We start from the raw sequence: 13,604 nt of genomic DNA on the forward strand, positions 1-13,604 counted from the left end.
CGGTGACGACCCCGTCGAAGTGGTCGCGTGCGACGGGAACAGCGCGGGCGCCGATCGGGTTGGCACGGGAACACGTCCATTGAAAGTTCAACGATGGAGGAGTCCATGCCGTCGACCTCACGCCCGCTGCGCAAGCTCGGCTTCCTCACGATCGGACTCTTCGACGAGGCGGATCCACGCCGCGGCCACGAGTCCACCCTGGAGATCATCGAGCTGGGCGAGCGGCTCGGGTTCGACAGTGCGTGGCTGCGCCACCGTCATCTGCAGTACGGCATCTCCTCCCCCGTCGCCGTCCTCGCCGCGGCCTCCCAGCGGACCCGCCGTATCGACCTCGGCACGGCGGTCATCCCGCTCGGCTGGGAGAACCCGCTGCGGCTGGCCGAGGATCTCGCGACGGTCGACATCCTGTCCGGCGGCCGCCTCAACCCGGGCGTCAGTGTGGGCCCGCCGATGCACTACGACCGCGTCAAGGAGGCCCTGTACCCGGACACGGCCGACGCCGAGGACTTCGGCTACGAGCGGGTGCGGCGGCTGCTGGACTTCGTGCGGGGCAAGCCGGCCACGGACTTCAGCGGGACCGAGGGATTCGAGGTGTTCGCGGACCGGGTGCAGCCGCAGTCACCGGGGCTGGGCGGTCGTATGTGGTACGGCGGTGGCAGCCTGCGTTCGGCGCGGTGGGCCGGCGAGCAGGGGATGAACCTGCTGACCAGCAGCGTCGTCAAGGCTGAGGGCCCCGAGGACGCGGAGCGGGCGCCGGACTTCGCGGAGATCCAGCTCGCGCACATCCGCGCCTTCCGCGCCCATCACCCCGACGGCGAGCACGCCCGTGTCTCCCAGGGCCTCGTCGTCATCCCCACCGACTCCGCCACGCCCGAACAGCGCGCGAAGTACGAGGAGTACGCCGCCAAGCGCACCCCTCGGACGACCGCACCGCAGGGCCCGGCCCGACTGCTGTTCGCCCCGGACCTCGTCGGCACCGCGGAGGAGATCGCCGAACGCCTCCATGCGCATGCCGCGTTCCGCGAGGTGGACGAGGTCGCGTTCGCGCTGCCCTTCACCTTCGAGTACGAGGACTACGTGCAGATCCTCACCGACATCGCCATCCGCCTCGGTCCGGCGCTGGGTTGGCGTTCGGAGGCCTGAGGGGCAGCCCGTCGCCTTCGAGGACACGGTCGAGCAGGTGCAGCGGGGCGGTCCGCACTCCGGCGGCCTCGGCCGCGTCCCAGTGGGCGAGGGCCCGGGGCAGGTCTACGAGGCCGTGGATCAGGGGGAGTTCGTTCCGGGGTCGGCCGTCGTCCATCAGATGGGCGTGGAGCAGGGACTCCAGTCGGCACGAGGCCAGGGTGCCCAAAATCCCGGACCGGGTGGCGAACCCCGTGCTCGCCACGCTCGGCAGGTCCTCACTCAGCCGCGGCCGCGTGGAGTCGACGGCCAGCAGACCGCCTCCGACGACCAGAACGTCCTGGTCGCGGCTCATCCGCTCCAGCGCCCTCGCGGTGTCGAAGCAGTGCGGGAAGGAGTCGTCCACGACGATCGTGCCGGGGCGGAGCCGGCCGACGTCCAAAAGGGCCGTCGCGCCGCTCACGGCGGTGACGATCACATCGGCCTCGTACACCTCCGGGGGCAGTGTCCGCCCCGACTCGGCGGCCTCGACCGGCAGCACGGGATGCCCGGCCGACAGGTCCGCCGCCAACTGCCGGAGTCGTGCCCTGCTGCCCGGCAGGTCGCAGAGCAGCAGTCGGGCCGGTGGGCAGGGCGCGGTCGCCAGCAGCAGGCGTAGGGACGAAGTGCCGATCGAGCCGCATCCGACGACGGCGAGGGAGAGCTCGTCGAGTCGGCGGCCGGTCGCCGCGAGCGCGGAGCGGACGGTCCTGACCACGGCGACGGTCGTCGTGGCGTGTCCGGTGGTGAGGGCCGCGTCGGTCCTGGTCTCCCGCAGGACGTCGTAGCCGTAGCCGGTGAGGGAAGGGATCATCCCCGCCAGTGAGACACAGCGGGCACCGAGGGAGGCGGCGTGCTCGACGGCTCGGGCGGTGCGGGCCGCGAGATCGCCGCCCGAGGCCAGTTCGTCGGCAAAGACGGGGAGAGCTACGAAACCGGAGTTCCCGAGCGGGGTCCCGGTCTCCTCCAGCAGTCGGGCGCGGCCGTCCGGGAAGAGGAGCGCGCGGATCTCCTCGCGGCCGAGGCCGGGACTCGCTGCCGGCAGTCCGGCGAGGGCGGCGAGGTGGTGCGGGGCGGGCAAGTATCCGACGAGCGCGGCGTCGAGGTGCGGACGGCGCCCGCGGGCGGGGGCCGGGACTGGGGCGGGGGCCGGGACTGGGGCGGGGGCCGGTTCGGCTTCGCTCAGCGCGTCCCTCACCTGCGCCTGTATCCCTTCGGCGAACCCGGCGACTTCGCGAGGCGTGAGGGCCGCCGCACGGGCCCGTACGGTGACGCGCAGACCCCCCTCGCCATCCGCCAACGGCCGCACGGCCAGGAACACATCGGTGCCCACCGGAGGCGGGGCCAGGGCGGTGTCGGACTCGTCCGTGCGCAGCGTCAGGCCACCGTCTCCGGCACCGCCAGCGCCTGCGCCTGCGCCTGCGCCTGCGCCTGCGCCTGCGCCTGCGACACCGGTCTCGGATCCGAGGGACGTGAAGTCGAGGAAGGTGAAGAAGAACTGGGCGTGGATCGGCAGTCCCGCCGCCGTGCGCACATCGCTGGGGCCTTCGGCCCGGGCCAGGTCCGTCTCGGTGCCGAGACGCCTCAAGTCGTCGTCGAATGGCGCGAGTTGATCCGTGCTGCTCCCTCCGTCGGCGGACGGGGTCGGACGCAGGGCCACCGCTTCCGCGAACGGGCCGAACACCCGATGCGCGTCCGCCGTGGACTCCTCGCGGCCGGTGACGGCGAGTCCGAGCACGAGGTCGCGTCGGCCGGTGAGCTCGGTGAGGGCGCGGTAGTACGCGGTGAGCAGCGGTGCGTACAGGGTGTGTTGTGCGTCTCGGGCGAGTCGCCGCAACCCCTCGGTCGTCGCGGCGTCGAGGGTGAATCCCGTGGTGTGGAACGCCGGTTGCTCGCCGGCCTCCTCGGCTGCCGGCCGGCGCAGCACGGGGCGTGTGTAGGGCGCGCGGAGGCGGGCGCGGTAGTCCTCGGCCTCGGGTCCACTCGGGTGCGGGTGTACGGCGGACAGGGCGACGTGGTCGCGGAAGGAACTGTCGAGCGGTGGCAGGCCGTGTGGGAGGCCGCGGTCGAGGCGGTCGTACACGGTGAGCAGTTCGCGGGCCAGGAGGGCGGCGCTGTAGCCGTCGCCGATGAGGTGGTGCGCGTGGACCAGGAGCACATGCTCGGTGGGGGCCAGGGTGAACAGCCGCAGCCTCAGCAACGGCCAGGCCCAGGGCTCCAGTCGGCGCTGTGCCTCCTCGGCGGTGCGCTGCTGAAGCAGGTCGGGGTGTGCGAGGGGCTCCGCCTCCACGGGCAGGCGCAGCGAGTCCGGCAGTTCCTGCTGCATGGGCGGGCGGGCCCCCGCGGGGAAGACGGTGCGCAGCATCGGGTGACGGGCCACCAGGACGTCGACGGCGCCCTGGAAGACGTCATGGCGCAGCCGCCCGCTCAGCCGGAACCGGGCGAGCCAGCCGGAACCCGCCCCGGGGTCGATGGTGTCGGCGAGCAGGAATCCGCGCTGGGAGGGGGTGAGGGGGTAGGGGGCCATGGGCTGCGCCGAGCGTGAGGACGCGTCCGGGTCCAGGGCCACATCCGCGTCCACATCCGCGTCCACGTCCGCGCCCACGTCCGAAAGGGAGGTCGGCTCGGTGGCGGCGGCGTCGAGGGCCGCTGCCAGTGCGCTCAGCGTGCGGTGGGTGTAGAGGGCGGTCGGGCGCGGGACCGCCGGGAGTTCCTTGCGCAGGCGCGCGAAGAGTTCCAGCACCATGATGGAGTCGCCGCCGAGCGCGAAGAAGTCGTCCTCGCGGGTGACGTCCGGTATGCCCAGCAGGGTCGACCAGATGCGCGCCAGGGTGTGCTCGGTCGGGGTGGCGGGAGGAGTTCCGGCAGGCGTTCCCGCAGGGGCAGCCGCGCCGGTCGTTCCCTCCGCTTCGCGCGCCAGCAGGTTGCGGTCGATCTTGCCGGTGCCGGTGAGCGGGATCGCCGGGATCGAGTGGACGCGTCCGGGCAGCATGTACGGCGGCAGCGTTCGCGACAGGAAGCCGCGCACCTCGCGTGGGTCGGGCTCGTCCGCGCCGGGTCGGGGTTCGACGTACGCCACGAGACGTCCGTCGACGAGCAGTACGGCGGCTCGGGCGATGTCCGGGTGGGCGAGCAGCGCGGCCTCGACCTCGCCGGGTTCCACTCGGTGGCCGCGGACCTTGACCTGGCTGTCGAGGCGGCCGAGGAACTCCAACGCGCCGTCCTCGCGGTCCTCGGTTCGGCGGACCCGGTCACCGCTGCGGTACCAGCGGCGGCCGTCGCGCTCGACGAAGGCCTCCGCGGTGAGCTGCGGCTCGCCGAGGTAACCGGGTGTCAGTCCCGTTCCGGCGATGAGCAGTTCACCCGGCTCGCCTGGCGCGCAGGGACGTCCGTCCTCGGTGACGACGGCCAGTTCGGTGCCGGTCACCGGCCGGCCGATGGGCAGCCGGCGTACCTCGTCGGCCGGCCGGGTGTCGATGACGTGGCAGGTGGCGTTGATGGTGGCCTCGGTGGGGCCGTACAGGTTGGCGACCCGGTGCTCCTGTCCCCCGCAGCTGTCGAGCAGGTCGAACCAGCGGCGGACATGGGCGGCGGGCAGTGCCTCGCCGCCGACGTGGACCCAGCGCAGTGCGGACAGGTCCGGGGGTGTCCCGTCCTGACGTACCCGGGTCTCGGCGGCGGTCAGCAGCCGCTCCCAGAGCGTCGGTACCGAACTCCACACCGTGACACGGTCGTTGACGATGCGGTCCAGCAGTGCCTCGGGGTCGCGCAGGAGGTCTCGGGTGAGTGTGTGGATGGTGGCTCCGGCCAGCAGCGGTGCCAGCAACTGGCGTACGGAGGCGTCGAAACAGACGGATGCCGTCTGCGCGAGGTGGTCGCCGGGGGCGTAGCCGAACGTGGTCAAGGACCAGTCGAGGTAGTTGAGCATGGACCGGTGCGTGATCGGGACGGCCTTGGGTCGGCCGGTGGAGCCCGAGGTGAAGATCACGTAGGCGATGGCGTCCGGGGCGGCGGGTGTCGGCGGGCGGACCGGCCACTGTGCGGGCGGAGACGCGGATGAAGGCGGCGACGCAGGCGGGGACGGGTCGTCGGTGGCTATGGGGGTGATGCCGGTGAGTCGGCAGGTGGTGGTGTGCGTTGCCGTGTGGCACACCACGACGCCGAGGCCGGTTCGTTTCACCTGGTCCTGGAGGCGGGCCATGGGGTGACCGGCGTCCAGGGGCACCCAACCCGCACCCGTGCGGAGGACGCCGACGACGCCGATGACGGTGTCCGCGCCGGGTTCGGTGAGCAGACCGACCAGGTCGCCGGGGTGTACGCCGGTCGCCCGTAGCCGGGCGGCGAGAGTGGCGGAGGCGTGATCGAGTTCGGCGTAAGTGAGGGTCGTACTGCCGGTGTTGATGGCCACGGCGGTCGGCGTCGCGCGGAATCGGGCGTGGAGGCGCTCGATGATTCCGTCGTCGCCGGGCGTCAGCGGAAGCGGCGAAGGGGGTTGAAGGGGCAGAAGGGGCGCTGCGACGGCGGGCGCCGGGGCGGGCGGCCTCAGGGGTCGTGCGACAGGCGATGTGCCGGATCCCGAGGGCCGCTGTCCGGTCGCGGCGCGGAGTTCGCCCACGTATTCCTCGGCGAGACGCTCGACTGTCGCGCTTCGGAAGAGGTGGGCGGGGTGGTTCCAGGAGAGGCGCAGGGCCGTGTCGGACTCCCAGCACAGCAGTCCCAGCCGGGTCGCGGCGGAGGCGGTGGCCGCAGCGGTCGGGGAGACGGTGACCGGCCAGTCGCGGCCCTGGCTCACGGGGAAGCGGGCGAAGCTGAAGCCGGCCGGGGCGACCGTGCGCGGGGCCGGGCCGCTGGCGGGCAGCAGCGCGGCGATGTCGGGGCTGGCGAGGGTCGCGTGGGACTCCGCCTCGTGCCAGATCCGCCGCAGTCGCCGGGCCAGCGTGGTCACGGGCTCGTCCGGGTCGACGGTGGCGAACACCGGCAGTGTGTCGGCGAGCGGTCCCACGAGCCGGTCGATTCCGGGCAGGGGCGCCTCGCGGCGGGCGCGCGCCACGTTCACGGCGACGTCCCGTTGTCCGCTCCAGCGGGCCAGACAGCGGCCGTACACCGCGAGCAGCAGGTGGAAGAGGGAGACCTCGTGCCGGGCGGCCAGTTCCCGCAGCGCCGCCGTGAGCGTCGCGTCGACCGTCGTCTGGTGGTGGGTGAGCGGGGGCTCCGGGAGGGCTTCCGGATCACCGTCGTACGGGAATGCCGGGGCCGTCGCCGACGTGGTGTGCTCGGCGATGCGGTCACGCCAGTACTGCTGGTCGCGGGTGAAGGCAGGCGACTGACGGTCGGTGGTGAGGAGGTTCGCGTAGTCGTCGAACTCGGCGTGCGGGGTGGCGAGTTGGAGAGGCTTCCCTTCGGTGAGCGAGGTGTACAGCGACCAGAGCTCCTCGCACAGGATCTTGAGGCTGTAGCCGTCCGCCGCGCTGTGGTGGACGACCAGCAGCAGGTGGGCCAGGTGGGCGTCCAGGCGGTCGCGGACCAGTACGGCCCGCACCGGGCCCTCGGTCGTCAGGTCGAACGGGCGGTTGTACAGGCGCTGTTCGAGGTCGGGCAGCGGCGGTGCCACAGCGTCCGGCTCGTGCACCTCGTACCAGTGGGGAGCCGAGTGGGTGGGGTCGGCAGGGGCGACGTACTGGCGCGGCGGGGTGCCGTCCGTGGTGACGCGCAGACGCAGCATGGGGTGGCGGGCCGCGAGGTGGGCGAGTGCCCGGCCGAGGAGTTCGGGATCGAGGGGGCCGCGGACGGTCTGCCGTAGGTAGCCGTAGGCGGTGACACCTTCGTACAGGGCCTCCGTGGTGAGAAAGGCACGTTGGAGCGGCGTGAGGGGGCGCGGGGTGTCCACCTGGCCGCGGTGCGCGGCGCGGGCGGCGTGCGGTGCGGTTGGCGTCTGCCGGCTGAGGTGGGTGGTCAGCTCGCCGATCGTCCGGTACTCGAAGAGCAGCGTGGCGGGCAGGGGCAGCCCGAGTTCCGTCTCCAGGCGACGTGCGAGGTCGACGGCGGTCAGGGAGTCGAGCCCCAGGCCGAGGAACTGTTCGTCGTCGCCGATGTCCTCGGGGGTGCGGTGCAGTGCCTCGGCGAGCATGCGGCGTACCAGGTCCATGACGTGCACGTCGCCGGGAGGGTTCGCTTTGACGGCGATGGCGGGCGCCGGCGTCTCCGAGCGCGTCACCGGTGTCGAGGGTGGCGCGGGGGGCAAGGAGGGCGAGGGGGTCATCGGCGTCGAGGGTGCTGGGGAGGTCACCAGCAGGTGCGCGGCATCGGAGGCGACAGCCACCCGCAGCGCGGCGATCGCGGCCCGCGTGGTCATGGGGCTGAGCCCGCGGTCGCGCAGTCGGGCCAGGGCCGGTGCCCCGGCGGCCAGTCCCGCGTCGGATACGGGACCGAACCCGATCGCCTGCCAGGGTCGGCCGGCGGCTCGCTCGGCGGCTGCGTAGGCGTCGAGGAAGGCGTTGGCCGCCGCGTAGTCGCCGAGCGCGCCCGCCAGGTCGGGCAGTACGGAGGAGAGGGAGGAGAAGACGACGCACACGGCAGGTGCCTGACCGTGCCGCCGCAACGCCTCGGCGAGCACCACCGTGCCTCGCACCTTCGCGGCGAGCACCCGCTCGATCTCACCGCCGTTCCCACCGGCCTCCTCACCGCCGGTCCCACCGCCGGTCCCACCGGCCTCCTCGCCGCCGTTCTCCCGGCCGTTCTCGCCGCCCTTCGCGGCTGCTGTCTTGGCGCGGAGCGTGCCCGGCCGGACGGTACCGGCGGCGTGGAACACCCCGTCCAGCGGGGGCAGTGTGGCGAACAGGGCCTCGACGGCGGCTTCGTCGGACACGTCGGCCGCGTGGTAGCGGGCCCGGGCGCCCTGAGCCCGGAGCTCGACGAGCAGATCGTCGGGGGCGGTGTCGGAACGCCCGGTGAGGATCAGTTCGCATGCGCCCCGCCCCGCCAGGTCACGGGCGAGCGCCGAGCCGAGCCCGCCCGCTCCCCCGGTGATCAGATAGGTGCCGTCCGGCGGCAGGGCTTCGAGCACCGCGGGCACGTCCGGAACGTCCAGGACGTCCGACACATCGGCCGGCGTACGGCTGAGCCTGACCCCGGAGCGCCACGCGAACGCGCCCTCCGCACCCGGCTCGTGGACCGACCACAGTTCCCGTTCCAAGGCGTCGGCCCGGGCGTCGAGCGTGTCGCGGGAGGACAGGTCGACGCTGCGGGCGGCGAGTCCTGGGTGCTCCTGCGCGAGCGCCGGCGTGAAGCCGTGCAGCAGTGCCTGCGCCGGACGGGCCTGTTCGGTCGAAGTGCTGCCGGTGACATACGCGTCCTCGGTGACCGCCAACAGACGCGTGCAGTCGGCGGCGAGGACGTCGAGTACGGGGCGCAGTGACGTGACGGCGGCGTCGGTGGCGGCATCCACGCGCTCCCGGCTTCCGTCGCCGGCGCCCTCCTCGCCTCCCAGCCACACCACGGTGTCCGCCGACGCGGCAACCGGACCGTCCGCACCGCCCTCCCCCAGCACCGTCACCCCACGGCCGACGAGCCGCTCCGCCAGGGCCCGGCCAAGCGGCCGGGCCGCACCGATCAGCCGCACCACGCGAGGCCCGGCCGCCGAAGTGAGCGGCGCGTCCCTCCAGTCGAGTCGCCGTACGACAGCCACCGCGCCGGTCCTGCGCGGCCAGTGACGCCTGCGCCGGAAGGGATACGTCGGCAAAGGCACCCTCGGCCGCCCGACAACCCCGGCCCACCGATCAAGCACGGCCGACCGATCAAGCACGGCCCGATCAGGCACTGCCCCATCCACCCTTGTCCGACCAAGCACGGCCCGATCCAGAACCGCACCGCGAGCCCACAATCGTCCCGCCGTCTCAAGCAGCACCCGCGCCCCGGCGGGCTCCCCCTCTGGCCCCGACTCCGAGGAAAGCCCCGTCGTCAGAACCGCCACGTCAAGAGCACCCCGTGCACCGGCAACAGCACGGACGGCCCCGCCCAGCGTGCTCCCCGGCCCGAGTTCGAGGAAGGTGTCGTAGCCCTCGTCCAGAAGCCGTCCCACGGCCGCCCCGAACCGCACCGGCCGCACGGCATGCGCCTGCCAGTAGTCGGGTGTGAGTCCGGGCCGCCACTCCCCGGTGACCGTGCTCAGCATGGGTACGGCCCCCGGTTTGACGGTCAGCGCCTTCGCGGCGTCGTGCAGCGGGTCGAGGACCGGCTCCAGAAGCGGCGAGTGGAAGGCATGGGAGACACGGAGCCTGCGCGCGGCCACGCCACGTACCGCCAGCTCCGCGAGGGCCCGCTCCACAGCGTCCTCGGTGCCCGAGATCACCACCTGCTCGGGCCCGTTGACGGCAGCCACGCTCAGCGAGCCGCCGGCTGCCGAGACGAACTCGGCGACGGTGTCCTCGTCACCCCTGACCGCGGCCATGGCGCCGGGCAGCGCAAGGTCCCCCACCAGACGCCCCCGCTCCGCCGCGAACCCCACCGCCTCGGCGAGGCTCAGCGCACCGGAGACACACGCGGCGGCGATCTCGCCCACGCTGTGTCCGGCGACGGCGTCCGCGGCCAGCCCCCACTCCCCCAACTGCCGGGCCAGGCCCACCCCGAACGCGACGAGCAGCGGCTGGGCCACCTCCGTCCTGGCCAACTCACCGGGATCCGTCCGGGGATCGAGGCACCAGTCGGCGAGCGAGCGCCCCAGCACGGGCCCCGTCAGCGAGGATGCCTCGTCCAGGACCTCCCGGAACACCGGGGCCGCCCGGTACAGGGCGCGCCCCTGACCGGGTCTCTGGGCTCCCTGCCCCGGCAGCAGGAACACCGTCCGTGGACGCGACCGGGCCACCGAGAAGTCCGCCGTGCGGACGGCGGCGAGACGGTCCGCGAGGTCACCGTCGGCGACCACGGCGAGGCGGTGAGGACCGCTGTCGCGCGCGGTGTCGGCGGTGGCGCAGATGTCCGCCTCATGCAGCTCAGGGTGCGTCCGTACGTACGTGGCCAGGTCGTTGACGGCCGACCGCAGGGCCTCGGCGCTGTGGGCCGAAAGCGTGAGCAGGTGCGGGCCGTCGGCGGATGGCGATGCGGAAGGCGTCCGTACGGGCGGAGCCTCCTCCAGGACGGCGTGTGCGTTGGTGCCGCCGAAGCCGAAGGCGTTGACGCCCGCGATCAGCGGCCCTGCCGTACGCCATTCCCGCTGCTCGGTGACGAGTTCGAAGCCGGGGGCGACGCGTTCCAGGTAGGGGGCGGGCGGGGCGGAGTTCGGGGAGGGCGGGATCCGGCGGTGCTGCAGTGCCAGGACCGTCTTGACCAGACCCGGCATACCGGCGGCGTTGAGCAGGTGTCCGATGTTGGCCTTGACCGAGCCGAGCAGGCGCGGGAGGCCGTCGGTGCGGGGCGGGAAGGCGTGCCCGAGCGACTGCGCCTCGATCGGGTCGCCGACCGGAGTGCCGGTGCCGTGTGCCTCGACGTACGACACCGAGTCGGGGTCGATGCCGCACTCGTCGTAGGCCCGGGTGATGACCTCGCGCTGGGTGCGCGGGTTGGGGGCGAGCAGGCTGAGGGAGCGGCCGTCGTTGTTGACGGCTGTGCCGCGGACCAGGGCGAGAACCGGATCGCCGTCCCGCAGCGCGTCGTCCAGGCGGCCGAGGACGAGGGCCGCTCCGCCTTCCCCGGGCACGATTCCGTCGGCGGAGGCGCCGAAGGGGCGGCTGCTGCCCGTCGGGGAGAGCGCGCCGGCGCGGGCCAGGAGCCGGTGGCCGGTCGGGGTGAGGGCGAGCTGGACGCCGCCGACCACGGCGATGTCGCACTCGCCGCTCTGGAGGCTGCGCCGTGCCAGGTGGAGCGCCACGAGCGCGGAGGAGCAGGCGGTGTCGACCGCCAGGGCGGGGCCGTCGAGGTCGAGTGTCTGGGAGAGGCGGGCGGCGATCAGGTTGGGCAGGTTGCCGGTGAGCGCTCCGCGGTGGGCGGCGAGGTCGCCGTCCGTGGCGGCGGCCAGGATCTCGCGGTAACCGCTGTCACCGACGGCGGCGAACACTCCGATCCTGCGGCCGGTCCGGCGTGGCCCCGCGTACCCGGCGCGCTCCAGCGCTTCGTGGGCCAGCTCCAGGAAGATCCGCGCCTGGGGGTCGGTCGCTCGGGCCTCGTCGTCGTCCAGGCCGAAGAAGGCGGCGTCGAAGTGGGCGGGCTCGGGGAGGAAGGAGCCGAAGAGGCCGGGGGTGCCCGGCGCGCTCTCCCAACGGCCGTCGGGTACGGCCGTCACCGTGTCGCGGCCGGACCCGAGCAACTCCCAGAAGTCCTCGGGGTTCTGCGCACCGGGAAATCGGCAGGCCATTCCGAGAACCGCCACCGGCCGCTTCTCGGTGGTCTCGCCGGACGCCACGCGCCCGGCGTCCGTCCTCTCCTCCCGCCGCAGACCTGCTGACGCTCCGTCAAGATCCGTGCGCAACCCCAGCACATGCCCGGCCAGTGCCGCGACGGTGTCGTGGTCCCGCAGCACCCGAGGCTCCACCTTGACGGAGAAGGCGTCCTCGATCCCGGCGAGCACCGCCATCGCCTTCAGCGAGGAGCCCCCGAGGGCGAAGAACCGGTCGTTGCGGTCGATGTCCGCCGGCGGGAGCTCCAGTGTCCGGGCCCAGATCCCCCGCACCGCCTCCTCGACGTCACGCCGAGAGCGCGGCACGGCGGCGCCCTGCGCACCGCCCTCCTCCCCGCGGGCGGGCTCGGCTCCGGCCCGCCCCGCAGACAGCCGCTCCTCGACCGCCGCATAGGCGCCCGCCTCGAACCGGGCGCGCATCAGAGCGCGTCGCAGCTTGCCGCTGGTCGTCCGGGGGAACGCGCCCGGGGGCAGCGGCAACACCCGTACGTCGTCGTGTCCCAGCGCTTCCCGGACCCGTGCCGCCACCGTGTCGAGCACCGGAAGGGCCGTGGCCAGGGCGGGCCGCGCCCACTGCACGAACACGACCACCCGATCGCCACCGGTGTCCGGATCGGTGGACCCGATCGCCGCCACCGTCCCTTCGGGCAGCCCCGGTGTGGTGGCGGCGGTCTCTTCGAGGTCGGGTGCGTGGAAGGTACGTCCGCCTGCGAAGACGACGTCCTTGTGACGGCCGGTGACACACAGGCGGCCCTCGTCCAGGAAACCGAGGTCGCCGGTGCGCAGCCAGCCGCGGGCGGAGAACGCGTCGGCGTCGGCGTTGGATTCGGCGCCGGGGGCACGGTGGTAGCCGCGGGCCACTTGGGGACCGCGTACCTCGATGTGACCGACGCGCCGGTCGCCGAGCGGCGCGCCGGAGTCGTCGGTGACCCGGATCTCGCAGTCGGGCACGGCGCGGCCCACGTCCATGAGTTCGACGGCCTCCGCTCCGGGCTCCGATGCAACGGCCCGACCCCGGCTGAGTGCCGCCCGGTCCAGTGCCCGGGGTTCGGCGATCTCCCCGAGCGGGGGCACGGTCACCGCGAGCGTGGCCTCGGCCAGCCCGTACACGGGCAGCATGGCCCGGGCGTCCAGCCCCGCCGCCCCCGCCTTGGCGCCGAACTCCCGCCACACGCGCGGCGCGATCGGCTCGGCGCCCACGAGCATCAGCCGTACGCAGCTCAGGTCCAGCCCGGCCCAGGTGCTCCCCGGCACCCGCCGCACGGCCAGCGCCAGTGCGAAGTTCGCCGCCGACAACAGGGTGGCCCGGTGCCGCGCCACCGCTTCGAGCCAGCGGGCGGGGCGCTTGGCGAAGGTCAGCGGTTCCAGCCGTACCTGCTTCAGGCGCGCAGCCATGGGCACGAGGTGGGTGCCTATCAGGCCCATGTCGTGGAAGTACGGCATCCAGGTCGCGACGACGTCGTCCGAGGTGACCGCCGTTGCCGCGTGGATCTGCCGGAGGTTGGCGAGCACGGCCTCGTGGGTGAGTTCCACACCCTTGGGGGCGCCGGTGCTGCCGGAGGAGAACTGCAGGAAGGCGAGGTCCTGTGGGTGCCGCGCGGGCAGCGAGCGCAACGGGCGGGCGTCGCGCAGCGCCCCCAGCCGCAGGGCACGCACCGGCGCCGGGAACTCGCCGAGCAGGGTTTCGGTGGAGTCGTCCACCAGGACGGCGGGCCTGCCGAGGAACTCCCACACCGGTCCCGCCCGACCCGCCTCCGGAGCGAGCGGCACGGGCACGAGCCCCGCCGCCAGGGCGCCCCAGAACATCGGCTGAAAGTCCTCACCGAGCCCGGCGAGCAGCGGGACGGGCGTACCGGGCTCGACGCCCGCCGCACGCAGGCCCCCCGCCACGCGCAGGGCGTCGTCGTGGAGTTCGGCGAAGGTGACGGTGTGTTCGCTGCCGTCTCCTCGGACATGGACGACGACCTGCTCCGGGGTCTCCTCGGCGGCGTGCAGCAGGATGTCGAGGAGCGTGGAGGCGGTGCGGCGCCCGGGAGTCGGCATGCGCTTCCTTTCA

2 protein-coding genes are annotated in these 13,604 nt (G+C 73.5%); one reads left to right on the forward strand and one right to left on the reverse strand.

The genetic code is table 11. The features are described from left to right. Nucleotides 1-105 precede the first annotated feature (105 nt). Nucleotides 106-1,143 (forward strand): LLM class flavin-dependent oxidoreductase, encoded by a 1,038-nt coding sequence (locus POF73_RS31520; RefSeq protein WP_272122343.1) that lies wholly within the window; start codon nt 106-108, stop codon nt 1,141-1,143. On the opposite strand, the gene POF73_RS31525 is transcribed toward POF73_RS31520, so the two are convergent. Beyond that, nucleotides 1,088-13,591, reverse strand: coding sequence for a non-ribosomal peptide synthetase/type I polyketide synthase (locus tag POF73_RS31525; RefSeq protein WP_272122345.1), 12,504 nt, complete (start codon nt 13,589-13,591; stop codon nt 1,088-1,090). The genes POF73_RS31520 and POF73_RS31525 overlap by 56 nt on opposite strands. Nucleotides 13,592-13,604 lie beyond the last annotated feature (13 nt).

Source organism: Streptomyces sp. HD, assembly GCF_028369295.1.
Classification (GTDB): domain Bacteria; phylum Actinomycetota; class Actinomycetes; order Streptomycetales; family Streptomycetaceae; genus Streptomyces.